At 67.8% G+C, this 25,294-nt stretch carries 23 protein-coding genes; 17 read left to right on the forward strand and 6 right to left on the reverse strand.

Annotated elements, in window-relative coordinates:
* Positions 1-63 precede the first annotated feature (63 nt).
* The 3 genes from trxB (at position 64) to WS49_RS15855 (ending at position 2,551) form a co-directional block, all read left to right on the forward strand.
* Entirely contained in the window at positions 64-1,026 is a 963-nt protein-coding gene (gene trxB / locus WS49_RS15845) for a thioredoxin-disulfide reductase (RefSeq protein ID WP_059530173.1), read from the forward strand.
* A 135-nt stretch (positions 1,027-1,161) separates the two neighbouring features.
* The gene (locus WS49_RS15850) at positions 1,162-1,941 is read left to right on the forward strand and encodes a Smr/MutS family protein (RefSeq protein WP_059530175.1); all 780 of its coding nucleotides are present in this window, start codon (positions 1,162-1,164) and stop codon (positions 1,939-1,941) included.
* The gene (locus WS49_RS15855) at positions 1,928-2,551 is read left to right on the forward strand and encodes a trimeric intracellular cation channel family protein (protein WP_059530178.1); all 624 of its coding nucleotides are present in this window, start codon (positions 1,928-1,930) and stop codon (positions 2,549-2,551) included. The genes WS49_RS15850 and WS49_RS15855 overlap by 14 nt, the downstream gene beginning before the upstream one ends.
* A gap of 103 nt (positions 2,552-2,654) precedes the next feature.
* On the opposite strand, the gene WS49_RS15860 is transcribed toward WS49_RS15855, so the two are convergent.
* The 4 genes from WS49_RS15860 to WS49_RS15875 all read right to left on the reverse strand — a co-directional run bounded on the left by WS49_RS15860 (position 2,655) and on the right by WS49_RS15875 (position 7,057).
* On the reverse strand, positions 2,655-3,773 hold the full coding sequence (locus WS49_RS15860) for an ABC transporter ATP-binding protein (protein ID WP_059530181.1): 1,119 nt from the start codon (positions 3,771-3,773) through the stop codon (positions 2,655-2,657).
* 112 nt (positions 3,774-3,885) lie between these two features.
* Positions 3,886-4,743, reverse strand: coding sequence for a carbohydrate ABC transporter permease (locus WS49_RS15865; protein WP_059448153.1), 858 nt, complete (start codon positions 4,741-4,743; stop codon positions 3,886-3,888).
* On the reverse strand, positions 4,733-5,671 hold the full coding sequence (locus WS49_RS15870; protein ID WP_059530184.1) for a carbohydrate ABC transporter permease: 939 nt from the start codon (positions 5,669-5,671) through the stop codon (positions 4,733-4,735). The genes WS49_RS15865 and WS49_RS15870 overlap by 11 nt, the downstream gene beginning before the upstream one ends.
* A 138-nt stretch (positions 5,672-5,809) precedes the next feature.
* Positions 5,810-7,057 carry an ABC transporter substrate-binding protein gene (locus WS49_RS15875; RefSeq protein ID WP_059530186.1) on the reverse strand — a complete coding sequence of 416 codons (1,248 nt, stop codon included), beginning with the start codon at positions 7,055-7,057 and terminating at the stop codon, positions 5,810-5,812.
* A 430-nt stretch (positions 7,058-7,487) separates the two neighbouring features.
* Between WS49_RS15875 and zwf the strand changes: the two genes are divergently transcribed.
* The 3 genes from zwf to WS49_RS15890 all read left to right on the forward strand — a co-directional run bounded on the left by zwf (position 7,488) and on the right by WS49_RS15890 (position 11,630).
* Positions 7,488-8,957, forward strand: a complete 1,470-nt coding sequence (gene zwf / locus WS49_RS15880) for a glucose-6-phosphate dehydrogenase (protein ID WP_059530188.1) — start codon at positions 7,488-7,490, stop codon at positions 8,955-8,957.
* An 86-nt stretch (positions 8,958-9,043) separates the two neighbouring features.
* Positions 9,044-9,724: a 6-phosphogluconolactonase gene (pgl, locus tag WS49_RS15885; RefSeq protein ID WP_059530190.1), complete on the forward strand. Its 681-nt coding sequence runs from the start codon at positions 9,044-9,046 to the stop codon at positions 9,722-9,724.
* A complete protein-coding gene (locus tag WS49_RS15890) occupies positions 9,702-11,630 on the forward strand; it encodes a bifunctional transcriptional regulator/glucokinase (protein ID WP_059530192.1) in 1,929 nt (642 codons plus the stop codon). The genes pgl and WS49_RS15890 overlap by 23 nt, the downstream gene beginning before the upstream one ends.
* A 95-nt stretch (positions 11,631-11,725) precedes the next feature.
* Here WS49_RS15890 and WS49_RS15895 read toward each other — a convergent pair whose 3' ends face one another.
* Positions 11,726-12,943, reverse strand: coding sequence for a Bcr/CflA family multidrug efflux MFS transporter (locus WS49_RS15895; protein WP_059530194.1), 1,218 nt, complete (start codon positions 12,941-12,943; stop codon positions 11,726-11,728).
* Between the two features lie 254 nt (positions 12,944-13,197).
* On the opposite strand from WS49_RS15895, the gene WS49_RS15900 reads away from it, so the two are divergent.
* The 9 genes from WS49_RS15900 (at position 13,198) to WS49_RS15940 (ending at position 21,193) form a co-directional block, all read left to right on the forward strand.
* Positions 13,198-13,650 (forward strand): hypothetical protein, encoded by a 453-nt coding sequence (locus tag WS49_RS15900; RefSeq protein WP_059530197.1) that lies wholly within the window; start codon positions 13,198-13,200, stop codon positions 13,648-13,650.
* Positions 13,651-13,824: 174 nt separating this feature from the next.
* On the forward strand, positions 13,825-15,108 hold the full coding sequence (gene hemL / locus WS49_RS15905; protein WP_059530198.1) for a glutamate-1-semialdehyde 2,1-aminomutase: 1,284 nt from the start codon (positions 13,825-13,827) through the stop codon (positions 15,106-15,108).
* Positions 15,109-15,123: 15 nt separating this feature from the next.
* Entirely contained in the window at positions 15,124-16,245 is a 1,122-nt protein-coding gene (ribD, locus tag WS49_RS15910; RefSeq protein ID WP_059530200.1) for a bifunctional diaminohydroxyphosphoribosylaminopyrimidine deaminase/5-amino-6-(5-phosphoribosylamino)uracil reductase RibD, read from the forward strand.
* A 14-nt stretch (positions 16,246-16,259) separates the two neighbouring features.
* A complete protein-coding gene (locus tag WS49_RS15915; protein WP_059530203.1) occupies positions 16,260-16,889 on the forward strand; it encodes a riboflavin synthase in 630 nt (209 codons plus the stop codon).
* A gap of 182 nt (positions 16,890-17,071) precedes the next feature.
* Positions 17,072-17,590 (forward strand): DUF1993 domain-containing protein, encoded by a 519-nt coding sequence (locus WS49_RS15920; RefSeq protein WP_059530206.1) that lies wholly within the window; start codon positions 17,072-17,074, stop codon positions 17,588-17,590.
* A 187-nt stretch (positions 17,591-17,777) separates the two neighbouring features.
* Positions 17,778-18,920 (forward strand): bifunctional 3,4-dihydroxy-2-butanone-4-phosphate synthase/GTP cyclohydrolase II, encoded by a 1,143-nt coding sequence (ribBA, locus tag WS49_RS15925; protein ID WP_059530209.1) that lies wholly within the window; start codon positions 17,778-17,780, stop codon positions 18,918-18,920.
* A gap of 53 nt (positions 18,921-18,973) precedes the next feature.
* Positions 18,974-19,492, forward strand: a complete 519-nt coding sequence (ribH, locus tag WS49_RS15930; RefSeq protein ID WP_059530212.1) for a 6,7-dimethyl-8-ribityllumazine synthase — start codon at positions 18,974-18,976, stop codon at positions 19,490-19,492.
* A complete protein-coding gene (gene nusB, locus WS49_RS15935) occupies positions 19,489-19,926 on the forward strand; it encodes a transcription antitermination factor NusB (RefSeq protein WP_059530215.1) in 438 nt (145 codons plus the stop codon). The genes ribH and nusB overlap by 4 nt, the downstream gene beginning before the upstream one ends.
* Positions 19,927-19,996: 70 nt before the next feature.
* The gene (locus WS49_RS15940; protein ID WP_059530218.1) at positions 19,997-21,193 is read left to right on the forward strand and encodes a pyridoxal phosphate-dependent aminotransferase; all 1,197 of its coding nucleotides are present in this window, start codon (positions 19,997-19,999) and stop codon (positions 21,191-21,193) included.
* Positions 21,194-21,301: 108 nt separating this feature from the next.
* Here WS49_RS15940 and WS49_RS15945 read toward each other — a convergent pair whose 3' ends face one another.
* The gene (locus WS49_RS15945) at positions 21,302-22,432 is read right to left on the reverse strand and encodes a transglycosylase SLT domain-containing protein (RefSeq protein WP_059530220.1); all 1,131 of its coding nucleotides are present in this window, start codon (positions 22,430-22,432) and stop codon (positions 21,302-21,304) included.
* A gap of 596 nt (positions 22,433-23,028) precedes the next feature.
* Between WS49_RS15945 and WS49_RS15950 the strand changes: the two genes are divergently transcribed.
* Both WS49_RS15950 and WS49_RS15955 read left to right on the forward strand, forming a co-directional pair.
* Complete coding sequence (locus WS49_RS15950; protein ID WP_059530222.1) at positions 23,029-24,585, forward strand: UbiD family decarboxylase; 1,557 nt, start codon at positions 23,029-23,031, stop codon at positions 24,583-24,585.
* 34 nt (positions 24,586-24,619) lie between these two features.
* Positions 24,620-25,291: a LysE family translocator gene (locus WS49_RS15955; RefSeq protein ID WP_059530224.1), complete on the forward strand. Its 672-nt coding sequence runs from the start codon at positions 24,620-24,622 to the stop codon at positions 25,289-25,291.
* The last annotated feature ends 3 nt before the right edge of the window (positions 25,292-25,294 follow it).

The raw sequence follows: 25,294 nt of genomic DNA on the forward strand, positions 1-25,294 counted from the left end.
GTCAACCCGGATCGTACGGCGGGCCTACCCCGCCCGCCGCGGCCGCCTTTTACGGATTCGCACATGTCCACGCCCAAACACGCCAAAGTCCTGATTCTCGGTTCCGGCCCCGCCGGCTACACGGCTGCCGTCTACGCGGCACGCGCCAACCTGTCCCCGGTGCTGATCACCGGCATCGCGCAGGGCGGCCAGCTGATGACCACGACCGACGTCGAAAACTGGCCGGCGGACGCGAAGGGCGTGCAAGGCCCGGAACTGATGGCGCGCTTCCAGGAGCACGCCGAGCGTTTCAACACCGAAATCGTATTCGATCACATCCACACCGCGAAACTGCACGAAAAGCCGATCCGGCTGATCGGCGACTCCGGCGAATACACGTGCGACTCGCTGATCATCGCGACCGGCGCGTCCGCGCAGTATCTCGGCCTGGCTTCCGAGGAAGCATTCATGGGCAAGGGCGTGTCGGCCTGCGCGACCTGCGACGGCTTCTTCTATCGCAACCAGGAAGTCGCTGTGATCGGCGGCGGCAACACGGCCGTCGAGGAAGCGCTCTACCTGACGGGCATCGCGAAGAAGGTCACGGTGATCCACCGCCGCGACAAGTTCCGCGCCGAGCCGATCCTGATCGACCGTCTGCTGGAGAAGGAAAAGGAAGGCGTCGTCGACATCAAGTGGGATCACGTGCTCGACGAGGTGACGGGCGAGGAATCGGGCGTCACGGGCCTGCGCATCAAGAACGTGAAGACCGGCGAGAAGCAGGACCTCAGCGTGCAGGGCGTGTTCGTCGCGATCGGCCACAAGCCGAATACCGACCTGTTCCAGGGCCAGCTCGAGATGAAGGACGGCTACATCCTGACGAAGAGCGGCCTGCAAGGCAACGCGACGTCGACCAGCGTGCCGGGCGTGTTCGCCGCCGGCGACGTGCAGGACAACGTGTATCGCCAGGCGATCACGAGCGCCGGCACGGGCTGCATGGCCGCGCTCGACGCGCAGCGCTACCTCGAAAGCCTGCACGACAAGAAGTAAGCGTCGGGCCTTCACGCGCCGGGCGCTACAATGGCGTCCGCTGCCGCGAAGCGGGCTCGACCGGAAAGCCGCTGCCGCCGTGCAGCGGCTTTTTTGTGCCCGCGCGTCCGAACGCGCCTGCCCGGTTACCGAATCATGGCAAAGAACCAGCCCCATCCGAGCGATCCCGCGAAGCGGCAGATCGCCGCCCGTCCGTCGAACCCCGCGCCCGCCGCGCCGCCGCCCGCGCCCGACGCAGCCGCGCTGCGCGGCCAGGGTCTGGCCGGCCTCGGCGCGTTGCGCAAGTCGCTGCAAGGCGAAGCCGACCGCCGCGAGCGCACCCGCGTCGAAACCGCGAAGGCCGCCCGCCAGGCCGAGGCCGACGCGAACCTGTTCCGCAACGAAATCGGCGCGATCCAGCCGCTGAACGCGCCGCCGCGCGCGAAGTCCGGCCGCACGCCGCCCGACCCGGTGCCGAAGCAGACTCGGCGCGACGAGGAAGACGTGCTGAATGCGACGCTGTCCGACGAATTCGATCCCGAGACGCTGCTCGACAGCGACGAATCGCTGTATTACCACCGCCCCGGCATCAGCCGCGACGTCGTGCGCAAGCTGAGGAGCGGCGCATGGATCGTGCAGGCGCAGCTCGACCTGCACGGGATGCGGCGCGACGAAGCGCGCGACGCACTCGCGGAATTCATCCGCGAGGCCGGCAAGAAGGGGCTGCGGTGCCTGCGCGTGATTCACGGCAAGGGGCTCGGCTCGATCGGCAAGGAACCCGTGCTGAAGGGCAAGGTGCGCGCATGGCTCGTGCAGAAGGAAGAAGTGATCGCGTTCTGCGAGGCGCGCAGCCACGACGGCGGCGCGGGCGCGGTGCTCGTGCTGCTGCAGCCGCACGCGGCGCCCGCCGATCGGGGGCCGCGTGCCGCATCCTAGGCTGACGCTCGCGATCGCGGTACTGGAAGCGATCGCGACGCTGGCGTTCGCGATCTCGGGTTTCATCGAGGCACGCAAGAACCGGCTCGACTCGGTCGGCACGTTCGTCGTCGCGCTCGCCACCGCGTTCGGCGGCGGCACGCTGCGCGACATCCTGCTCGAGCGCCGGCCGTTCTACTGGGTCGTGCACGACGACTACGTGATCGCGATCTTCGTGCTCGCGCTGTTCGCGCCGTTCGTGCTGCGGATGCTGTCGCGACTGTCGGCCGAGCGGCTGCTGCTGGTGGCCGACGCGATCGGGCTCGGCATCTTCAGCATCTCCGGTACCGCGATCGCGCTCGATGCCGAGATGCCGCGCTTCATCGCGGTGATGATGGGCGTGATCACGGGCGTGGTGGGCGGGATCATCCGCGACGTGTTGTGCAACGACATCCCGCTGATCCTGCGCGATTCGCGGCCGTACGCGACCTGCGCGTTCATCGGCTGTTGGTTCTACCTGCTGCTCGCGTGGCTGCAGTTCGATTCGGTCTACAGCGTGCTGCTCGCGACCGGCTTCATCCTCGTCGCGCGGCTCGCGACGTTCAAGTTCGACGTGCGGTTGCCGCACTGACACCGCACTGATACCGCGATACCGCCGCGCATCGCCGGCACGCCAAAACGCAAAGGGGCCGTTCGAGACGGCCCCTTCTCTTTCGTTCAGCGCATACGCGCCCTCACGCGATCCGCTCTTCCGACGCCGGATCGAACAGCACCGCCTTCGACACGTCGAACAGCAGCGACTGCGTCTGCCCCGGCTGCGGATTCGCGGCCGGATGCACGCGGCTCACGATCCGCTTGCCGTTGACCTGCGCGAACACGTGCGTGTCCGGCCCGGTCGGCTCCGTCACGTCAACGCGCACGTCGATCGGCTGCAGCTGCGACGTCTCGCCGTGGTGCGCGTTGCGCACGTCGGTGATGCGCTCCGGACGCAGGCCGAGGATCACCTCGCGGCCGACGTGGCCGTTCATCCGCTTCGCGTCGAACGGCAGGTTCAGCGCGCCACGCGCGAGGCCCGTGTCGATCTCGAGCGCGATCCCGCTGCCCTGCTCGACCAGCTTGCCGTTGATGAAGTTCATCGGCGGCGCGCCGATGAAGCCCGCGACGAACAGGTTCGACGGCGAATCGTAGATTTCCTGCGGCGCGCCGAACTGCTGGACCACACCGTCCTTCATTACCGCGATCCGGTCGCCGAGCGTCATCGCCTCGATCTGGTCGTGCGTCACGTAGACGATCGTCGTGCCGAGGCGCTGGTGCAGCAGCTTGATTTCCGCGCGCATCTCGATGCGCAGCTTCGCGTCGAGGTTCGACAGCGGTTCGTCGAACAGGAACAGCGACGGATCGCGCGCGAGCGCACGGCCCATCGCGACACGCTGGCGCTGGCCGCCCGACAGCTGGCCCGGCTTGCGGTCCAGCAGATGCTGGATCTGCAGCATCGCCGACACGCGCTCGACGATCTGCTGCTGCTCGCTCTTCGGCACCTTGCGGATGTTCAGGCCGAACGAGATGTTCTCGCGCACCGTCATCGACGGATACAGCGCGTACGACTGGAACACCATCGCGATGTCGCGATCCTTCGGCGACAGGTCGTTCACGACCTTGCCGTCGATGCAGATCTCGCCGCTCGTCACGGTCTCGAGGCCGGCGATCATGTTGAGCAGCGTCGACTTCCCGCAGCCCGATCCGCCGACCAGGATCAGGAACTGTCCGTCCTCGATCTCGATGTCGACACCCTTCAGGACCGGCACCCCGTTCGGGTAGGTCTTGTACACGTCACGGATGGAAAGGCTTGCCATGCTGTGAATCCTCTGTCTCGTCTCGCGCGACGCACTGCGGCGCCGCGTCGGGTTCGTTTCGATGCGCCGCGCGTCGTGCGCGGCCGGTTCGTCGTATCGGATGAATCCGCGCTTACCCCTTCACCGCGCCCGCCGTCAGCCCGCGCACGAAGTAGCGGCCGGCGACCACGTAGACGAGCAGCGTCGGCAGCGCGGCGATGATCGCGCCGGCCATGTCGACGTTGTACTCCTTCACGCCCGTCGACGTGTTGACGAGGTTGTTCAGCGCGACCGTGATCGGCATCGAGTCGACGCCGGAGAACACGATCCCGAACAGGAAGTCGTTCCAGATCTGCGTGAATTGCCAGATCAGGCACACCATGAAGATCGGCAGCGACACGGGCAGCAGGATCTTCGTGAAGATCGTGAAGAAGCCCGCGCCGTCGATGCGCGCGGCCTTCACGAGCTCGGCCGGCACGCTCACGTAGAAGTTGCGGAAGAACATCGTCGTGAACGCGATCCCGTACACGACGTGCACGAACACCAGGCCCGGAATCGTGTTGGCAAGGCCGAGCATCCCCTGCAGGCGCGCCATCGGCAGCAGGATCACCTGGAACGGAATGAAGCAGCCGACCAGCATCATCGTGAACAGCGCATCCGCGCCGCGAAAGCGCCAGTGCGTGAGCACGTAGCCGTTGAACGCGCCGATCAGCGACGAGATCAGCACGGCCGGGATCACCATCTGCAGCGAGTTCAGGAAGAACGGCTTCATGCCGTCGCAGCGCACGCCGGTACACGCGCCGCTCCACGCCTTCACCCACGGATCGACGGTCCAGTGCGTCGGCGGCGTCAGCAGGTTGCCGGTGCGCAACTGGTCGAGATCCTTGAAGGACGTCGACAGCATCACGTAGATCGGGAACAGGAAATACAGCGCGAACAGGATCAGCGCCGCATAGATCACTGCCCGGCTGATCGTCATCTTAGGCTGCATTGCGGGTGCTCCTCGATTCCATATACATCAGCGGCACCAGCACGGCGACCACGGTCGCGAGCATCATCACCGACGACGCCGCGCCGAGCCCGAGCTGGCCGCGGTTGAACGAAAACGTGTACATGAACATGGCCGGCAGCGACGACGACGTGCCGGGGCCGCCCGCCGTCAACGCGACCACCAGGTCGAAGGTCTTGATCGTGATGTGGCAGAGAATCAGCAGCACCGAGAAGAACACCGGGCGCATGCTCGGGATCACGATCTTGCGGTAGATGGTCGGCAGCGTCGCGCCGTCGACCTGCGCGGCCTTGAAGATCTCGGCGTCGACACCGCGCAACCCAGCGAGGAACAGCGCCATCACGAAGCCGGTCGACTGCCACACGGCGGCGATCACGATACAGAAGATCGCCTTGTCCGGATCGTCGAGCCAGCCGAACGAGAAGCTCGTCCAGCCCCAGTCGTGCATCACCTTCTCCAGGCCGAGGCCCGGGTTCAGGATCCACTGCCATGCGGTGCCCGTGACGATGAACGACAGCGCCATCGGATACAGGAAGATCGCGCGCAGCGCGCCTTCGTTGCGGATCCGCTGGTCGAGCAGGATCGCCAGGAACAGCCCGAGTGCGACGCAGATCGCGATGAACGGAATCCCGAACCAGCCGAGGTTCGCGGCGGAGGTCCACCACACGTCGTTCTGGAACAGGTCCGTGTAACGGCCGAAGCCGTCGAATTCGTAGTTCGGCAACAGCCGCGAGTTGGTCAGCGACAGATAGCCGGTAATCAGAATGAAGCCGTAGATGAACACCACGGCGATCGCGAGGCTCGGCGCGAGCACGAGCTTCGGGATCCAGCGATCGGCGAAGGCCGACAGCGGCGACGTGCGCCGTGCGGCGGCAGCGCCGGATCCGTTTCCGCTAAGAGGGGCAGCCACTTGATTCGACTCCTGGAACGAGGGTGACGCAGGCCGGGCCGGCGCCAGGTACGGCACGGGCCCGCGGGCGAGCCCGTTTGCTGCACTTGCAAAAACGCCCGGCCGACGAAGCGTTTCCGGCCGGGCGCCTGTCGCGCTTTACTTCACCTTCGCGGCTTTCGCGAGCGCGGCGACCGCGCTCTTCGAATCCTGCTGCGAGTTCATGAACTTCGTCACGACGTCGGTGATCGCGCCGGCCGTTGCATCGCCCTGCGCCATCCCGTGTGCGAGCGACGGCACGAAGCCGCCCGACTTGATCGCGGTCTGCTCGTCGGCGTACGACTTCTTCGCGCAGTCGTCGAACTTGTCCATCTTCACGCCGAGGCGCACCGGCACCGAGCCCTTCAGCAGGCTGAACTGCTCCTGGAAGCCCGGCGTCATGATCGTCTTCGCGAGTGCGACCTGGCCCGGCGTCGCGTCCTTCTGGCCCTTCTGCTGGAAGAACACGAACGAGTCGACGTTGAACGTGTACGAGTTCGCCGTACCCGGGACCGCCGCGCAGATGTAGTCCTTGCCCGCCTTCTTGCCGGCGTTCTCGAACTCGCCCTTCGCCCAGTCGCCCATGAACTGCATGCCGGCCTTGCCGTTGATGACCATCGCGGTCGCGAGGTTCCAGTCGCGGCCGTTGCGGCCGGTATCGAAGTAGCCCTGGATCTTGCGCACCGTGTCGAACACGGACAGCATCTGCGGCGACGTCAGCGTCGCCTGGTCGAGATCGACCAGCGCCTTCTTGTAGAACGCCGCTCCCTGCGACAGCACGACGTCTTCCCACAGCGTCAGGTCCTGCCACGGCTGACCGCCCATCGCGACCGGCTGGATGCCCGCGGCCTTCAGCTTGTCGGCGACCGCGAAGAATTCCGGCCAGGTGGTCGGCACCTTCGCGCCGACCTTGTCGAGCGCGGCCTTGTTGATATAGAGCCAGTTCACGCGGTGCACCGAGAACGGCGCGGCGACGGTGTGGCCCTTGTACTTGATGATCTTGTCGATTTCCGGCGGCAGGTTCTGCTTCCAGTCGCCAGCGGCGGAATCGATGTTGACGAGCACGCCCTGGTCGGCCCAGTCCTGGATCAGCGGGCCCTTGATCTGCGCGGCCGACGGTGCGTCGCCGCTGATCACCTTGGTCTTCAGCGCGGTCATCGCCGCGGCGCCGGCGCCGCCCGCGACCGCGAAGTCCTTCCACACGTAGCCCTGCTTCTGCACGTCGTCCTTCAGCACGCCGACGGCCTTCGACTCGCCGCCCGAGGTCCACCAGTGCAGCACGGTTACGTTCTCGGCCGCCTGCGCCGCCACGGCGCCAGCCATCAGACCCGCGGCGCAGAGCGCGCCCATGATCGAGCGAACTTTCATTACTTATCTCCTCCAGACTGAATCAACTCGTGAAGTTCCCCGACGGGGAACCGGCTTCTTGATAAACGACGGGGAAATCGAGCCGCGGGACGCATGCAGCGTACGGGGCCGATGACCGGCCGGGCTCTTACAGAAAGCGTGAATCGAGATTCAACGGCGTGTCTCCTCTTTGTGTTTCTGGCCCGCCGCGATGCTGCGGCGCGAGCCCGGGGGCGACGGCGCGCGGACGATGCGCACCGTCAATGTCCGATAACATTCGGCACAAGGCGTTCCCGAAGGCGAAGCTCGCGCAGTTCATCGACCGCACTTCTTTTTTTCTTCGCCCAGGTGCTACCCCTTGCGGCGGATTGTAGTTAAACTACAATTCAGTGTCAAAAATATTTTTATCGCACTACGGATCGCTTCCCAGCACCCCAACCGGCGGAGACACATGCATACCGATTCCAGCTTTACCTTCGTACTTTTCGGCGGCACCGGCGACCTGTCGATGCGCAAGATCCTGCCCGCGCTGTTCGAAGCGCACCGCGGCAACATGCTCGCGGAAAGCGGCCGGATCGTTGCCGTCGCGCGGCACGAATCGGATCGGGCCGGCTATCTCGAGTGGGTCGACACGCATGTGAAGCCGCACGCGGCGAAGGCGGCCGGCAAGGCCTTCGACGACACCGCGTGGAAATCCTTCCTCGAACGCATCGAATACGTGAAGCTCGACCTCGGTCGCGCGGAGGACTACGTCGTGCTGCGCGACGCGGTCGCGCAGCTTCCCGGCATCCGCGTGTTCTATCTCGCGACGGGGCCGTCGCTGTTCGTGCCGATCTGCAAGGCGCTCGCGTCGGTCGGGCTGAACGAAGGCGCGCGCATCGTGCTCGAGAAGCCGCTCGGCTACGACCTGCGCTCGTCGAACGCGATCAACGACGCGGTCGGCGAGATCTTCGCGGAAGACCAGATCTACCGGATCGACCACTACCTCGGGAAGGAGCCGGTGCAGAACCTGCTCGCGCTGCGCTTCGGCAATGCGCTGTTCGAGCCGCTGTGGCGCCGCGAATGGGTCGAGAGCATCCAGATCACGATCGCCGAGGAGCTCGGCGTCGAGGCGCGCGGCGATTTCTACGACAATACGGGCGCGCTGCGCGACATGGTGCAGAACCACCTGCTGCAGCTGCTGTCGATCGTCGCCATGGAGCCGCCGCATTCGATGGACTCCGACTCGGTGCGCGACGAAAAGCTGCGCGTGCTGCGCGCGCTGAAACCCGTCGATTCCCGCGACATCGGCAAGGTCGCGGTGCGCGGCCAGTATCATGCGGGCGTGATCAAGGGCGCGCAGGTGCCGGCCTACGCGACCGAGCCGGGCGTGAAGCCGGACAGCCCGACCGAAACCTTCGTCGCGCTGAAGGTCGAGATCGAGAACTGGCGCTGGGCCGGCGTGCCGTTCTTCCTGCGCACCGGCAAGCGTCTCGCCGATCGCGTCGCGGAGATCGTCGTCAACTTCCGGCCGGTGCCGCACTCGGCCCTCGGGCCGACCGCGCTGCGCGCCGGCTCGAACCGCCTCGTGATCCGGCTGCAGCCGAACGAGACGATTCGCCTGTACTGCCTCGCGAAGCAGCCCGGCGAAGGGATGAACCTCGCGAGCGTGCACCTCGACCTCGCGTTCGACCGCTTCTTCAAGGAAGGGCAGATGGAGGCGTACCAGCGCCTCCTGCTCGACGTGATCAACGGCCGCCTCGCGCTGTTCGTGCGTCGCGACGAGCAGGAAGCCGCGTGGCGCTGGGTCGAGCCGATCCTGAACGAATGGGCCCGCTCGTTGAAGCCGCCGAAGCCGTATGCGGCAGGCACGTGGGGGCCGGCCGCGGCGAGCGCGATGCTCGCGCAGCACGGCACCTGCTGGCTCGAAGAAGAAAACTGATGCAAACCGTTGTCGTGCGCGCAAGCGCGCGGCAACGTGCCCCATGATTCGCACGAATTGAACAGACAAAGCAGTCCGGAGGAGATGTGATCGAGATTCACGCTTTCGACACCCAGGAAGCGCAAAGCGAAGCGCTCGCGCGCGCCGTCGGCGATGCGCTGCGCGCCGCCCTCGGCGGCCCCGCGCGCCCGACGCTCGCGGTGTCCGGCGGCACGAGCCCGCGCCCGTTCCTGCAAACGCTGTCGCACGCGGCGCTCGACTGGGCCGGCGTCGACGTCACGCTGGTCGACGACCGCTGGGTGCCGGAGGACGATGCGGCCAGCAACGCGCACCTCGTGCGCGACACGCTGCTGCAGCACGCGGCGGCCCCTGCCCGCTTCCTGCCGCTCGTCGACACGCGCGTGTCGCTCGACGCGCACGTCGCCGCGCTCAACGCGAACGCCGACTACCGCGTACCGAGCGTCGCCGTGCTCGGCATGGGCGAGGACGGCCACACCGCGTCGATCTTCGCGGACGCGCCCGAATGGGACCACGCGATCGCGACGCCCGAGCGCTTCGTCGCCGTGCATCCCGGCGCCGCGCCGCATGCGCGGGTGAGCTTCTCGCTCGATGCGCTCAAGCGCGTCGACCGGCTGTTCCTGCTGATCGCGGGCGAACGCAAACGCGCGGTGCTCGACGCAGCGGCCGCATCGCTGCAGAAGAACGCGATTTCCCAACTGGCCAACGACAAGGGGACCAAGCTCGATGTCTACTGGTGCGCAAAGTAAGGCTGTCGTCGCGGGCCAGCATGCCGACGGCCCGCGCCTGCTCGCGGACGTCGGCGGCACGAACGCGCGTTTCGCGCTGGAAACCGGCCCCGGCGAGATCACGCAGATCCGCGTCTACCCCGGCGCCGACTATCCGACGCTCACCGACGCGATCCGCAAGTATCTGAAGGACGTGAAGATCAGCCGCGTGAACCATGCGGCGATCGCGATCGCGAACCCGGTCGACGGCGACCAGGTCACGATGACCAATCACGACTGGAGCTTCTCGATCGAGGCCACGCGCCGCGCGCTCGGCTTCGACACGCTGCTCGTCGTGAACGACTTCACCGCGCTCGCGATGGCGCTGCCGGGCCTGACCGATGCGCAGCGCGTGCAGATCGGCGGCGGCACGCGCCGCCAGAACAGCGTGATCGGGCTGCTCGGGCCCGGCACCGGGCTCGGCGTCTCCGGCCTGATTCCCGCGGACGACCGCTGGATCGCGCTCGGCAGCGAAGGCGGTCACGCATCGTTCGCGCCGCAGGACGAGCGCGAGGATCTCGTGCTGCAATACGCGCGCAAGAAGTTTCCGCACGTGTCGTTCGAACGCGTGTGCGCGGGTCCCGGCATCGAGGTCATCTACCGCGCGTTCGCCGCGCGCGACAAGAAGCGCGTGGCCGCGACCGTCGACACGGCGGAGATCGTCGAGCGCGCGCATGCGGGCGACGATCTCGCGCTCGAGGCGGTCGAATGCTTCTGCGGCATCCTCGGCTCGTTCGCCGGCAGCCTCGCGCTGACGCTCGGCGCGCTCGGCGGCGTATACATCGGCGGCGGCGTCGCGCTGAAGCTCGGCGAACTGTTCACGCGCTCGTCGTTCCGCGCGCGCTTCGAGGCGAAGGGCCGCTTCGCGCAGTATCTCCAGAACATCCCGACCTACCTGATCACCGCAGAATATCCGGCGTTCCTCGGCGTGTCGGCGATCCTCGCGGAGCAGTTGTCGAACCGGTCGGGCGGCGCATCGTCGGCCGTGTTCGAGCGGATCCGCCAGATGCGCGACGCGCTGACGCCGGCCGAGCGCCGCGTCGCCGATCTCGCGCTGAACCATCCGCGCTCGATCATCAACGACCCGATCGTCGACATCGCACGCAAGGCGGACGTGAGCCAGCCGACGGTGATCCGCTTCTGCCGCTCGCTCGGCTGCCAGGGGCTGTCGGACTTCAAGCTGAAGCTCGCGACCGGCCTCACCGGCACGATTCCGATGAGCCACAGCCAGGTGCATCTCGGCGACACGGCCACCGACTTCGGCGCGAAGGTGCTCGACAACACGGTGTCCGCGATCCTGCAGTTGCGCGAACACCTGAACTTCGAGCACGTCGAGAACGCGATCGAGATCCTGAACGGCGCGCGGCGCATCGAGTTCTACGGGCTCGGCAACTCGAACATCGTCGCGCAGGACGCGCATTACAAGTTCTTCCGCTTCGGGATTCCGACGATCGCGTACGGCGACCTGTACATGCAGGCCGCATCGGCCGCGCTGCTCGGCAAGGGCGACGTGATCGTCGCGGTGTCGAAGTCGGGACGCGCGCCGGAATTGCTGCGCGTGCTCGAAGTCGCGATGCAGGCCGGCGCGAAGGTGATCGCGATCACGTCGAGCAACACGCCGCTCGCGAAGCGCGCGACCGTCGCGCTCGAGACCGACCACATCGAGATGCGCGAATCGCAGCTGTCGATGATCTCGCGGATCCTGCATCTGCTGATGATCGACATCCTCGCGGTCGGCGTCGCGATCCGTCGCGCGTCGACCAACGGCGAGCTGCCGGAGGCCGTCGCGCAGGCGCGCGCACGGGCGAGCGACGACGAGACGGCCGACGTGCTCGACTGGCTGAGCCACGGCGCGTCGCCGGCGGCGAAGGACGTCGCGCGGGACTGACGCCCGACACGGCACGGCGGCGGCCGCTTTCCGTCCGCCCGAAAAAAAACGCCACCGACGCATCGCGCGGTGGCGTTTTTTCATGCCGCGGCGGCTCAGGCGCCTGCTTTCACCGGCCGGCCATGCCAGCGCAGCACGAGGGAGCGGCCGACGAAACACAGCACGCCGGTGACGCCGATCGTCACGCCCATCGCGAACGGCGTGCCGTCCGCGAGTGCGCCGATCGCGACGCTCGCGATCGCGCCCAGCGCGAGCTGCATCGCGCCGAACACGGCCGCCGACGCGCCCGCGTTGTGCGGATAGCGATGCATCAGGTCGGTCGTGCAGTTCGCGGACAGGATCCCGACCACGCCGACCACGAAGAACAGGCACACGACGATCGACCACAACCCGCCCCACCCGGTCAGCGCGACGAGCGCGACCGCGAGCGACGCGATGCAGCTCACGAGCGATGCGGCCGCGATGATGCGCAGCGAGCCGACGCGGCCGACGAGCCGCGTATTCGCGAAATTGCCGATCATGATCCCGACGACGTTCAGGCCGAACAGCAGCCCGTAGTGCTGCGGCGACACGTGAAAATACTCGATGTACACGAACGGCGTCGCGGTGATGTACGAGAACATCGACGCGAACGCCATCCCGCCGCACAGCATGTGCCCCCACGCGACCGGATCGGAGAGGATGCGCCCGTACGATGCGAACGACGCGAGCACGGCCGCGCTCTTGCGCCGCTCCTTCGGCCAGGTTTCGGGCACGCGCAGGTACGCGGTCGTCGCGCACACCGCACCGAACACGGCCAGCACGACGAACACGCCGCGCCAGCCCGAGAAGCGCAGGATCTGCCCTCCGATCAGCGGCGCGAGCAGCGGCCCGACCGCAGTGACGATCGCGACCATCGACAGCACCTTCGCCGCATCGGTCGGCTCGTGCGCGTCGCGCGCGATCGCACGCGACAGCACCGACGCCGCGCCGGCGCCGAGCGCCTGCAGGAACCGCACGAGGATCAGCATGTCGATCGAGTTCGACACGAAGCAGCCGATGCTCGCGAGCGTGAACAGCGCGATGCCGCCGAGCAGCACGGGCCGGCGGCCCCACGTATCGGACATCGGACCGTACAGCAGCATGCCGATCGAGAAGCCGGCCATGAAGCTCGTCAGCGTGCGCTGCGCGGCGCCGGGGCTGACGGAAAAGCCGTCGGCGATCGACGGCAGGCTCGGCAGGTACATGTCGGTGGCGATCGGCCCGCAAGCGGCGAGCGCGCCAAGCAACAGGATCAGCCGGGCATCGGGCCGGCGCCGGACGACGTGGGACATGGGTATCCGGAATGGAGGCCCGCGCGCATCGGGGCGCGCGTGGCGGTGAAGACGGGAGGCCGCGCCGCGGACGGCGCTCAGGCCCATGATTGTACGCGCAACTTTTTCGCGTGCCGGCGGCCGGGCGCCGCGCACGGCCGGACGGCGCCGTACGGCCGATCGCCGCCGCTGGCGCGCGAGGCGGCACGCGGATTCGATTAAGCTTGCGGCTCCCCGCTTCTCTTGTCCGACCCAATCGACGCACGACCGAACCGATGACCGCTTTCCTGCTGATCTGGAGCCCCAAGAAATGGCCGTGGCCCGAGCTGCCCGACGTCGCCGCGCGCGTGAAGGCCGGCGAGGCCGTGCACGACGTGTGGGGCTGCGGCTTTGCCCGCGGCATCCTGCCGGGCGATCGCGTGTTCCTGCACCGCGTCGCGAAGGAGCCGAAGGGCGTGTTCGGCTCGGGCTACGTGACGCGCGCGCCCTACGAAGTGCCGGACCCGGCGACGAAGCGCGGCTACCGGCTGTGCATCGATTTCGTCTACGACTGGCTGGTCGACGCCCATCAGGACGTCGTGATCCCGCGCGACGCGCTGCGCGTGCATCCATACTCGGTGCAGACCTGGGACGCGCAGTCCTCCGGCACGTCGATCAAGCCGATGGTCGAAGGCCCGCTGGAGAAGCGCTGGGTCGAACTGACCGGCAAGCGCAAGCCGCCGCGATAAACGGGCCGGATCGGACGCCGGCCATGCGCGCCGGCCAGTCCCCTGCGTGCCGAAAGGCCGCAGACCGCGCGGCGGGCCCGTCATGCGCGTCTCCGGTACAATCGGACGATCGTTCCGCCCAGGCGCCGCGGCCCGTGCACAGGCCCCCGCGCCCTTCTCTCGCAGGTTTCGCACATGTCCAACAATCAGATCCTCTTCGAACGCGCCCAGAAGACCATTCCGGGCGGCGTCAATTCGCCGGTGCGCGCCTTCCGTTCGGTCGGCGGCACGCCGCGTTTCGTCTCGCGCGCGCAGGGCCCGTACTTCTGGGATGCCGACGGCAAGCAGTACATCGACTACATCGGCTCGTGGGGCCCGATGATCGTCGGCCACGTTCATCCGGAAGTGCTGTCGGCCGTGCAGAACGTGCTCGCCGACGGCTTTTCGTTCGGCGCGCCGACCGAGGCGGAAATCGAGATCGCCGAGGAAATCTGCAAGCTCGTGCCGTCGATCGAGCAGGTGCGGATGGTGTCGAGCGGCACCGAGGCCACGATGAGCGCGCTGCGTCTCGCGCGCGGCTTCACGGGCCGCAGCCGCATCGTCAAGTTCGAGGGCTGCTATCACGGCCACGCGGACAGCCTGCTGGTCAAGGCCGGCTCCGGCCTGCTGACGTTCGGCAACCCGACGTCGGCCGGCGTGCCCGCCGACATTGCGAAACACACGACCGTCCTCGAATACAACAACGTCGCCGCGCTCGAAGAAGCGTTCGGCGCGTTCGGCGACGAGATCGCCGCGGTGATCGTCGAGCCCGTCGCGGGCAACATGAACCTCGTGCGCGGCACGCCCGAATTCCTGAATGCGCTGCGCGCGCTGTGCACGAAGCACGGCGCCGTGCTGATCTTCGACGAGGTGATGTGCGGCTTCCGCGTCGCGCTGGGCGGCGCGCAGGCGTACTACGGGATCGCGGCCGACCTCACCTGCCTCGGCAAGGTGATCGGCGGCGGGATGCCGGCCGCCGCGTTCGGCGGCCGGCGCGACATCATGGCCCACCTCGCGCCGCTCGGCGGCGTGTACCAGGCCGGCACGCTGTCGGGCAACCCGATCGCGGTCGCCGCGGGCCTGAAGACGCTGCAACTGATCCAGGCGCCCGGCTTCTACGACGCGCTGACCGCGCAGACGAAACGCCTCGCCGATGGCCTCGCGGCCGAAGCGCGCGCGGCCGGCGTGCCGTTCGCCGCCGACTCGATCGGCGCGATGTTCGGCCTGTACTTCGCCGAGCGCGTGCCGGTCAGCTTCGCGGAAGTGACGAAGAGCAACGTCGAGCGCTTCAACCGCTTCTTCCACCTGATGCTCGACGAAGGCGTGTACTTCGCGCCGTCCGCGTACGAGGCCGGCTTCGTGTCGAGCACGCACGACGACGCGGTGATCGACGCGACGCTCGCGGCCGCACGCCGCGCATTCGCGGCCCTCGCCGCCTGACCCGGGTCCGCACGCATGTTCTCTGATACCGATTTCGCCCACATGCAGCGCGCGCTGACGCTCGCGGCGCGCGGCATGTATACGACCGCGCCGAACCCGCGCGTCGGCTGCGTGATCGTCAAGGACGGCGACGTGATCGGCGAAGGCTTCACGCAGCCGGCCGGCCAGGACCACGCGGAAGTGCAGGCGCTGAAGGACGCGCGTGCGCGCGGCCATGACGTCGCCGGCTCCACCGTGTACGTGACGCTCGAGCCGTGCAGCCACTTCGGCCGCACGCCGCCGTGCGCGAACGCGCTGATCGACGCGCGCGTCGCGAAGGTCGTCGCGGCGATGGAAGACCCGAATCCGCAGGTGTCGGGGCGCGGCCTCGGGATGCTGCGCGACGCGGGCATCGACGTGCGCTGCGGGCTGCTCGCGAACGAAGCGGGCGAACTGAACATCGGCTTCGTGTCACGGATGACGCGCGGCCGCCCGTGGGTGCGGATGAAGACGGCCGCGTCGCTCGACGCACGCACCGCGCTGCCGTCCGGCGAAAGCCAGTGGATCACCGGCGAGGCCGCGCGCCTCGACGGCCATGCTTGGCGCGCGCGCGCGTGCGCGATCCTCACCGGGATCGGTACCGTGCGCGAGGACAACCCGCTCTTGACCGTGCGCGGCGTCAACACGCCGCGCCAGCCGCAGCGCGTGCTGGTCGACAGCCGCCTCGACCTGCCGCTCGATGCGCGCCTGCTCGAAGGCGCGCCGCTGCTGATCTTCTGCGGCCGGCTCGACGCCGCCGGCGAAGTGCGCGCGAACGTGCTGAAATCGCGCGGCGCGGAAATCGTGCCGCTCGCGAATGCGTACGGCAAGGTCGACCTGCCCGCGATGCTGGCTGCACTCGGCGCGCGCGGCGTCAACGAACTGCACGTCGAGGCCGGTCACAAGCTGAACGGCTCGCTGCTGCGCGAGCAGTGCGTCGACGAGCTGCTGGTCTACCTCGCGCCGAGCCTGCTCGGCAGCGACGCGGCCGGCATGTTCGACCTCGCCGCGCCGGCGAGCCTCGACGCCCGCACGCGACTCGCGTTCCACAGCGTCGAGCGGATCGGCGACGATCTGCGGATCCTGGCGCGCGTCGCGCCGCCCTCCGCCACGCTTTGAACGGAGCCGTCACGATGTTTACCGGAATTGTCGCGGCCGTCGGCCGCATCGAAGCGATCAACCCGCTCGGCGCGTCGCCCGAGGCGGGCGTGCGGCTGACCGTGCAGGCCGGCGGGCTCGACCTGGCCGATGTCGCGCTCGGCGACAGCATCGCGATCCAGGGCGCGTGCATGACGGTGATCGAAAAGACCGGCACCGGATTCGACGTCGACGTGTCGCGCGAAAGCCTGAACCGCACGGTCGGCCTCGCGCAGCCCGGCGAAGTGAACCTCGAGAAGGCGCTGCGCGCGCACGACCGCCTCGGCGGGCACATCGTGTCGGGCCACGTCGACGGCCTCGGCACCGTGACGCGCTTCGCGCCGGTCGGCGAATCGCACGAGCTGCGGATCGTCGCGCCGCGCGAGCTCGGCCGCTATCTCGCGTACAAGGGCTCGATCACGGTCAACGGCGTGAGCCTGACCGTCAACTCGGTCGACGATCGCGCCGACGGCTGCGAGTTCTCGATCAACCTGATCCCGCATACGGTCGAGGTCACGACGCTGCGTCACGTGAAGGCCGGCGACAAGGTCAATCTCGAAATCGACATGATCGCGCGGTATGTGGAGCGGATGATGTCGGCATCGCAGGGCGTGCCTCAGGACTGACCAGGCGGTTCCGCCCGCTGGATGGGAAATGGCGCCCGGCGGCGTGGCCCGGCACCTGGCCTGATGGCCAACGACGCGCACGGGTCATCCCGTCGCGCTAAGATGCAACGGCAGCGGTTTCGGCGCCGCGGCGCGCGGTGCGCCGCGTACCGGCTGCCCCTTTTCCTCCAGGAGTCGTCCCCATGTCCATCTCGATGTACCAGGCTTCGCTGCCCGTCCTGATCCGCGGCCTCACCAACCTGCAGCACATCCTCGGCAAGGCTCAGGCGCACGCGGCCGAAAAGCAGATCGACCCGTCGGTGTTCATCGGCGCACGCCTCTATCCGGACATGCTGCCGCTCGTCCGCCAGGTGTATATCGCGACCGACACGGCCAAGGGCTGCGCCGCGCGGCTTGCCGGCGTCGACATCCCGAGCTATCCCGACGTCGAGCAGACATTCGACGAACTGCACGCGCGCATCCAGAAGACGATCGACTATCTGAAAGGCTTCGACGCCGCGCAGATCGACGGCAGCGAAGCGCGCCAGGTCGTGCTCAAGATGCGCGTCGGCCCGATCGAGTTCACCGGCCAGTCGTATCTGCTGAATTTCGTGCTGCCCAACTTCTTCTTCCACGTGACGACGGCGTACGACATCCTGCGCCACAGCGGCGTCGAACTCGGCAAGCTCGACTACCTCGGCGGCCGTAACGACCAGGCGTGACGCACGGCCGGGCCTCGGCCGGCCTGCGGCGGCCCGTCTTCGGGCGGCCCGCGCCGGCCCGGACGGGCCCGTCCCGACTGCCGGCCACACCGCTTTCCGGCGCGCTCGCCGGCCGCGCGCAGCCGGTGCCAGCCGAAACGCGGTCCGGCTGGCGTAAAATACGCACTTTCCTCTTTCTCGCCCCCTTATGACGCTCGCCTCCACGCTCGACATCATCGCGGAGTTGAAAGCCGGCCGGATGGTGATCCTGGTCGACGAAGAAGACCGCGAAAACGAAGGCGACCTCGTGATCGCCGCCGAATTCGTCACGCCGGAAGCGATCAACTTCATGGCCAAGTACGGCCGTGGCCTGATTTGTCTGACGTTGACGCAGGAACGCTGCAAGCAGCTGCACCTGCCGCTGATGACCTACCGCAACGGCACGCAATACGGCACCGCGTTCACGGTCAGCATCGAAGCGGCCGAAGGCGTGACGACCGGCATCTCGGCCGCCGACCGCGCGCACACGATCGCCACGGCGGTCGCGCACGACGTCCGCCCCGAGCACATCGTGCAGCCGGGCCACGTGTTCCCGATCATGGCGCAGCCGGGCGGCGTGCTCGTGCGCGCCGGCCACACCGAGGCCGGCTGCGACTTCACCGCGCTTGCCGGGCTCACGCCCGCCGCGGTGATCTGCGAGGTCATCAAGGACGACGGCACGATGGCGCGCCTGCCCGACCTGCTCGAGTTCGCGAAGGAACACGATCTGAAGATCGGCACGATCGCCGACCTGATCCAGTACCGCAGCCGCACCGAATCGATCATCGAGCGGATCGCCGAGCGCACGATGCAGACCGCGCACGGCACGTTCCGCGCGGTGCTGTACCGCGACCAGCCGAGCGGCTCGCCGCACATCGCGCTGGTGCGCGGCACGCCGTCGCCCGACGTCGATACGCCCGTGCGCGTGCACGAGCCGCTGTCGGTCCTCGATCTGCTCGAGACGGGCATCTCGACGCACTCGTGGACGCTCGACGCGGCGATGCACGAGATCGCGGAGCGCGACCTCGGCGTGATCGTGCTGCTCAACTGCGGCGACACGAAGGAACATCTGATCGACGTCTTCAAGGCGTTCGACGAGGAAGAAAAGGCCGCTGCGCTGAAGCGCCGGCCAGTCGATTTCAAGACGTTCGGCATCGGCGCGCAGATCCTGCGCGACGTCGGCGTCGGCAAGATGCAGGTGCTGTCGAATCCGCGCAAGCTGGGCAGCATGTCCGGCTACGGCCTCGAAGTCACGGGCTTCATTCCGATGCCCGGCGGCGAAGCCAAGTCCTGCCCGGCGTCCCACGCGTAACCCGCCACGACGCTTTCGCCCTATAACCGTTCATCCACACCACGGACCAGATCATGGAAATCGGACAATACCAACCGAATCTCGAAGGCGACGGCCTGCGTATCGGCATCGTGCAATCCCGCTTCAACGAACCCGTCTGCAACGGCCTCGCCGATGCGTGCGTCGAGGAACTCGAGCGCCTCGGCGTCTCCGGTGAAGACGTGCTGCTCGTGTCGGTGCCCGGCGCGCTGGAAATCCCGCTCGCGCTGCAAAAGCTCGCGGAAAGCGGCCAGTTCGACGCACTGATCGCACTCGGCGCGGTGATCCGCGGCGAGACGTACCACTTCGAACTCGTGTCGAACGAAAGCGGCGCGGGCATCACCCGCATCGGCCTCGACTTCAACCTGCCGATCGCCAACGCGGTCCTGACGACCGAAAACGACGAGCAAGCCGTCGCGCGCATGACCGAAAAGGGTCGTGACGCCGCACGCGTCGCGGTCGAGATGGCCAACCTGACGATGGCACTCGACCAACTCGGCGACGACGAGGACGAGGAAGAAGAGGACGAAGACGACGAAGAGGAGCGCGCATGAAGAAGAGCGCCCGCCGACAATCGCGCGAGCTGGCGACGCAGGGCCTGTATCAGTGGCTGCTGTCGAACGCGGCCTCCGGCGAGATCGACGCGCAACTGCGCGGCGCGCTCGGTTACGACAAGGCCGACAAGGAGCTGCTCGACGCGATCCTGCACGGCGTGATTCGCGAGCATGCGACGCTCGTCGAAGCCCTCACGCCGTCGCTGGACCGTCCGGTCGATCAACTGTCGCCGGTCGAACGCGCCGTGCTGCTGATCGCGACGTTCGAGCTCACGCATCATGTCGAAACGCCGTACCGCGTGATCATCAACGAAGCAGTCGAACTCGCGAAGACGTTCGGCGGCTCCGACGGCTACAAGTACGTCAACGGCGTGCTCGACAAGCTCGCCGCGAAGCTGCGCCCCGCCGAAACGCAGGCGCGCCGCAACGGCTGATTCCGCAGGCAGACGGGCGCGCAAGCGCCCGTTTTTCGTTCTCCCTCCCCCTCCCCGCTCCGCCCGACCGATGAATACCACCGCCGATTCGCTCGTCACGCTCGCCGCACGCGTCGACGCGATCCAGCCCTTCTACGTGATGGAACTGATGAAGGAGGCACAGCGGCTCGAGTCCTCCGGGCGCGATGTTATCCACATGGGCATCGGCGAACCGGATTTCACCGCGCCGGAGCCCGTCGTCGAGGCGGCGGCGGCCGCGCTGCGCCGCGGCGTCACGCAGTACACGAGCGCGCTCGGCATCGCGTCGCTGCGCGAAGCGATCGCCGCGCACTATGCACGCGCCTACGGCCTCACGATCAGCCCCGAGCGGATCGTCGTGACGGCCGGCGCCTCCGCCGCGCTGCTGCTTGCGTGCCTGGCGCTCGTCGGCCGCGACGACGAGGTGCTGATGCCCGACCCGTCGTATCCGTGCAACCGGCACTTCGTCGCGGCGGCCGAAGGTCGGCCGGTGCTCGTGCCGAGCGGCCCGGAAGCGCGCTTCCAGCTCACCGCGGACGACGTCCGCACGCGCTGGGGCAGTCGCACGCGCGGCGTGCTGCTCGCGTCGCCGTCGAACCCGACCGGCACGTCGCTCGAGCCGGACGAGCTGAAGCGGATCGTCGAAGCCGTGCGCGCACGCGGCGGCTTCACGATCGTCGACGAAATCTACCAGGGGCTCAGCTACGACGCGGCGCCCGTGTCGGCGCTGTCGTTCGGCGACGACGTCGTCACCGTGAACAGCTTCTCGAAGTACTTCAGCATGACCGGCTGGCGGCTCGGCTGGCTCGTCGTGCCGCCCGCGCTCGTCGGTACCTTCGAAAAGCTGTCGCAGAACCTGTTCATCTGTCCGTCCGCGCTCGCGCAGCACGCGGCGCTCGCGTGCTTCGAGCCGGCGGCGCTCGACATCTACGAGGCGCGCCGCCTCGAATTCAAGCGTCGCCGCGACTTCATCGCGCCAGCGCTCGAGAAGCTCGGCTTCACCGTGCCCGTGATGCCGGACGGTGCGTTCTACGTGTATGCGCACTGCGGCGGCGTCGCTCATCCCGCGGCCGGCGACAGCGCGGCGCTCACGCAGGCGATGCTGCACGACGCGGGTGTCGTGCTGGTGCCGGGCATGGATTTCGGCGTGCATGCACCGCGCGACTATATCCGGCTGTCCTATGCGACCGCCTACTCGCGCCTCGAAGAGGCCGTCGAGCGGCTCGCGACACTCTTCGGCCAGCACTGACCGCGATCCGCGTTCCCGGCCGGCACGCCGGCCTTTCCGCCCGCGCGAAAGAAAAAGGCACCCGAATCGGGTGCCTTTTTGCTGGAGCCTGGCCGGAACCGCGGGACGTTACGCGCCGAGTTCCGAGTGGTCGCCGCCGTGCGCCTGCTTCGCGGTATCGACGCTCGCGTCGTCCTGCTGCGGTGCGCCCTTCGGCGCGGCAGCCGCCTTCGCGGTGATCGGCTGCGCGCCGTCGAGCGTCGCATGCACGCGCTTGGCGCCGCCGGCCGATGCCGTCACGGCCGCGGTCACGATCGGCTTCGACGGCTGGGCCGGCGCCTGCGGCGCATTGACCGGCACGCTGCGGCCATGCGCGACGTCGCGCAGGCGACCGCGCTCGGCCATGACCTTCGAGCCGTAGGCGGTGTCGTCCGGGTTGGTCGAGCCGTTGTACAGGCGCAGGCCGTTCGCGAGCGAGCCGCCGCGGGCGATGCAGTCCTTCAACACGAGCGCGCCGACCTGCAGGTTCGCGAGCGGCTGCAGCGCGGTGTCGGTACCGCCGAAATACTCGAATTTGTCGGAATGAACCTTCGACATCACCTGCATCAGGCCTTGTGCGCCGACGCCGCTTTCCGCGTACGGGTTGAAGCCCGATTCGATCGCCATCACGGACAGCAACAGCAGCGGATCGAGGCCGACGTCGCGGCCGGTCTGGAAAGCAGCCTTGACGAGCTGGCCGAGCGGCTCCTGCGCGACCCGGTAACGGCGCGACAGGTAGGTGGCGACCAGCGCCTGTTCGCGGTTCGACGCGAGCGCGCGATCGTCGCGCGCATCGGCCGGGACCCGCTGGGTCGGGATCAGTTTCGCCAGCGCGACGGGCGACGGGCCGTTACGGGCCGGATCGGACGCATCGTTCTGCGCGGCGGTTTCCGGTGCGACGTCGAGACCGACGGCGAGCGCATCCGTTTCAGGGACGTCTTCCTGCTGCGGCTGCGCGCCAGCGGGCGCGAAGTTCGGCAGCGGATGACCGGTCAGCAAACGGGCCGGACCGGCCTGCACGGCCGCGGATACGACCGGCATCAGCTTCGCGGCGAGATTCCCGCGCACGGTCGGCAGCAGCCACAAGGCAAGTGCGACCGCGACAGCGAGACAGCCGACAACGCTGAATAGATGGTGACTGACACGCGTCCCGCGACGCAGCATGTTGCGCACGATTTGCGCATGCTGTTCACTGGGACGCCACGATAACCAAGCGTTCATTCAGATCATCTCCCATGAACATGACTCGTGCGGCTCGCTCTGCTCGATGGCGAGACGGAAAACGCGCCGCGGAATCACGACACCGCACGCCTTGGTTGGGACGCGCAAGCATCGGGGAAACGGTATAAGTACCGTTCGAGGCCACGGTGTAAGAGGGCCTGCACCTTCGCACAGTGGGCGAGGCGGGCATACGCGGTGGCACCCACGCAAAAAACCAGCGTCTGGTGGCGCTGGCTGGGACTACGACAATGGCCGTCGAATACGCCGTGCAGGTTTCGGCGGACGGTGACGCGCTGCGTCAAAGATCGGTGATTGGCGGCTCGAAGCCTTTTACCCTGCAACCAATGTGAGCGGATTCTAGCAGGGTTTTATAGATCGTCAACACTATAAAACTTTGAAATTATAACAAAAAGTAATTTTGAATCACCCTTCAGATCGCCGGCCCCCTGCCGTAGGGGCTCTGCGCGTCGTCGACAATTTTCTCCGCCGGGCGTGCGAGCGGCCGCCCGGGTAAAATCGTCGGTCGATTCGGGGCCGCAGCCGGCCGCTGCGCCCGCCCATCGCTGCCCGCTTTGCGGGCGGCCCGGACCTTCTTCATGAAATACAAAGACTTACGCGATTTCATCCAGCGCCTCGAGGCGCTCGGCGAACTGCGGCGCGTCACGCAGCCCGTGTCGCCCGTGCTGGAAATGACCGAACTGTGCGACCGCGTGCTGCGTGCCGGCGGCCCGGCGCTGCTGTTCGCAGCGCCGCCCGGCAATGCGTTCCCGGTGCTCGGCAACCTGTTCGGCACGCCGCGCCGCGTGGCGCTCGGCATGGGTGTCGATGCGGGCGACGACGCCGCGCTCGGCTCGCTGCGCGACCTCGGGCGGCTGCTGTCCGCGCTGAAGGAGCCGGATCCGCCGAAGAGCCTGAAGGACGCCGGCAAGCTGCTGTCGCTCGCGAAGGCCGTATGGGACATGGCGCCGAAATCGGTGTCGTCGCCGCCGTGCCAGGAGATCGTCTGGGAGGGCGCCGACGTCGACCTGAACAAGCTGCCGATCCAGACCTGCTGGCCCGGCGACGCGGGGCCGCTCGTCACGTGGGGCCTCACGGTCACACGCGGGCCGAACAAGCCGCGCCAGAACCTCGGCATCTACCGCCAGCAGCTGATCGGCCGCAACAAGCTGATCATGCGCTGGCTCGCGCATCGCGGCGGTGCGCTGGACTTCCGCGAATTCGCGCTGAAGAACCCCGGCAAGCCGTATCCGGTCGCGGTCGTGCTCGGCGCCGATCCGGCCACGACGCTCGGCGCGGTGACGCCCGTGCCCGATTCGCTGTCCGAGTATCAGTTCGCCGGCCTGCTGCGCGGCAGCCGCACCGAGCTCGCGAAGTGCCTGACGCCCGGCGTCGATACGCTGCAGGTGCCCGCGCGCGCGGAGATCGTGCTCGAAGGCTTCATCCATCCGCAGGAAGGCGCGCCCGCCCCTGCCCCGGCCGGCGCACCGCCGCGGCCGGCCGGCAACGCGGCCGCCGCATACGAACACGCGCTCGAAGGCCCGTACGGCGACCACACCGGCTACTACAACGAGCAGGAGTGGTTCCCGGTGTTCACCGTCGAGCGGATCACGATGCGCCGCGACGCGATCTATCACTCGACCTACACCGGCAAGCCACCCGACGAGCCGGCCGTGCTCGGCGTCGCGCTCAACGAGGTGTTCGTGCCGCTGCTGCAGAAGCAGTTCACCGAGATCACCGACTTCTACCTGCCGCCGGAAGGCTGCAGCTACCGGATGGCCATCGTCCAGATGAAGAAGAGCTACGCCGGCCATGCGAAGCGCGTGATGTTCGGCGTGTGGAGCTTCCTGCGGCAGTTCATGTATACGAAGTTCATCGTGGTCGTCGACGAGGACGTGAACATCCGCGACTGGAACGAGGTGATCTGGGCGATCACGACGCGCGTGGACCCCGTGCGCGACACAGTGATGGTCGACAGCACGCCGATCGACTATCTCGATTTCGCGTCGCCCGTCGCGGGCCTCGGCTCGAAGATGGGGCTCGACGCGACCAACAAGTGGCCCGGCGAAACGAACCGCGAATGGGGTCGCCCGATCGAGATGGATGCGGCCGTGAAGGCGCGCGTCGACCGGCTCTGGCAGGAAATCGGACTGTAAGTCCACGCCTTGAACGCACCCGACAAGAACGACGATGAGCTTTCCCCCCGCCTCGATGCTGTCCGACGGGTTCTTCCTGTCGCTGTCGCTGTGTCTCGACATCGGCCTCGTCAACGTCGCGATGCTGTCGCTGACGCTGTCGCACGGCTTCCGGCCGGGCTTCTGGCTCGGCGTCGGCTCGTGCTTCGGCGATCTCGTCTACGCGACGCTCGCGCTCGCGGGCATGGCCGTGCTGCTGCAGTTCGAGGCCGTGCGCTGGATCGTCTGGATCGGCGGCGGTGCGGTGCTGCTGTTCCTCACGTGGAAGATGGCGCGTGAAGCGCTCGCGCCGGCCGGCAGCGCCGGCGACGGCACGGCCGACGAAACACCGCAGCCGCGTGCCAGCGCGCGGCGCAGCTTCGTGCGCGGCATGCTGCTTGCGATGTCGTCGCCGAGCGCGATCCTGTGGTTCGCGGCGGTCGGCGGCGCGCTGATCGCGAAAGCCGGCGCGACCACGCCGGCGACGGCGTCGGTGTTCCTGTCCGGCTTCTTCCTCGGCGGCCTCGCGTGGACGCTCTTCATGTGCACGCTCGCGAGCCAGGGCCGCAAGCGCGCGGGCGCGGGGATGATGCGCGCGTGCCACGTCGCGTCGGCGCTGCTGTTCGCGTATTTCTCGTACAGCGTGATCGTCGGCGGCTACCGCGACCTGATTGCCCACGCGGCGTGACCG

The organism is Burkholderia sp. RF7-non_BP4, assembly GCF_001521935.1.
In the GTDB taxonomy this organism is placed as follows: domain Bacteria; phylum Pseudomonadota; class Gammaproteobacteria; order Burkholderiales; family Burkholderiaceae; genus Burkholderia; species Burkholderia diffusa.

Bases quoted from the DNA above. Each gene is read 5' to 3' on its own strand.
- trxB (WP_059530173.1), top strand. From the start codon at position 64: ATGTCCACGCCCAAACACGCCAAAGTCCTGATTCTCGGTTCCGGCCCC.
- WS49_RS15850 (WP_059530175.1), top strand. From the start codon at position 1,162: ATGGCAAAGAACCAGCCCCATCCGAGCGATCCCGCGAAGCGGCAGATC.
- WS49_RS15860 (WP_059530181.1), bottom strand. From the start codon at position 3,773: ATGGCAAGCCTTTCCATCCGTGACGTGTACAAGACCTACCCGAACGGG.
- WS49_RS15865 (WP_059448153.1), bottom strand. From the start codon at position 4,743: ATGCAGCCTAAGATGACGATCAGCCGGGCAGTGATCTATGCGGCGCTG.
- WS49_RS15875 (WP_059530186.1), bottom strand. From the start codon at position 7,057: ATGAAAGTTCGCTCGATCATGGGCGCGCTCTGCGCCGCGGGTCTGATG.
- zwf (WP_059530188.1), top strand. From the start codon at position 7,488: ATGCATACCGATTCCAGCTTTACCTTCGTACTTTTCGGCGGCACCGGC.
- WS49_RS15890 (WP_059530192.1), top strand. From the start codon at position 9,702: ATGTCTACTGGTGCGCAAAGTAAGGCTGTCGTCGCGGGCCAGCATGCC.
- WS49_RS15895 (WP_059530194.1), bottom strand. From the start codon at position 12,943: ATGTCCCACGTCGTCCGGCGCCGGCCCGATGCCCGGCTGATCCTGTTG.
- WS49_RS15900 (WP_059530197.1), top strand. From the start codon at position 13,198: ATGACCGCTTTCCTGCTGATCTGGAGCCCCAAGAAATGGCCGTGGCCC.
- hemL (WP_059530198.1), top strand. From the start codon at position 13,825: ATGTCCAACAATCAGATCCTCTTCGAACGCGCCCAGAAGACCATTCCG.
- ribD (WP_059530200.1), top strand. From the start codon at position 15,124: ATGTTCTCTGATACCGATTTCGCCCACATGCAGCGCGCGCTGACGCTC.
- WS49_RS15915 (WP_059530203.1), top strand. From the start codon at position 16,260: ATGTTTACCGGAATTGTCGCGGCCGTCGGCCGCATCGAAGCGATCAAC.
- WS49_RS15920 (WP_059530206.1), top strand. From the start codon at position 17,072: ATGTCCATCTCGATGTACCAGGCTTCGCTGCCCGTCCTGATCCGCGGC.
- ribBA (WP_059530209.1), top strand. From the start codon at position 17,778: ATGACGCTCGCCTCCACGCTCGACATCATCGCGGAGTTGAAAGCCGGC.
- ribH (WP_059530212.1), top strand. From the start codon at position 18,974: ATGGAAATCGGACAATACCAACCGAATCTCGAAGGCGACGGCCTGCGT.
- nusB (WP_059530215.1), top strand. From the start codon at position 19,489: ATGAAGAAGAGCGCCCGCCGACAATCGCGCGAGCTGGCGACGCAGGGC.
- WS49_RS15940 (WP_059530218.1), top strand. From the start codon at position 19,997: ATGAATACCACCGCCGATTCGCTCGTCACGCTCGCCGCACGCGTCGAC.
- WS49_RS15945 (WP_059530220.1), bottom strand. From the start codon at position 22,432: ATGAACGCTTGGTTATCGTGGCGTCCCAGTGAACAGCATGCGCAAATC.
- WS49_RS15950 (WP_059530222.1), top strand. From the start codon at position 23,029: ATGAAATACAAAGACTTACGCGATTTCATCCAGCGCCTCGAGGCGCTC.
- WS49_RS15955 (WP_059530224.1), top strand. From the start codon at position 24,620: ATGAGCTTTCCCCCCGCCTCGATGCTGTCCGACGGGTTCTTCCTGTCG.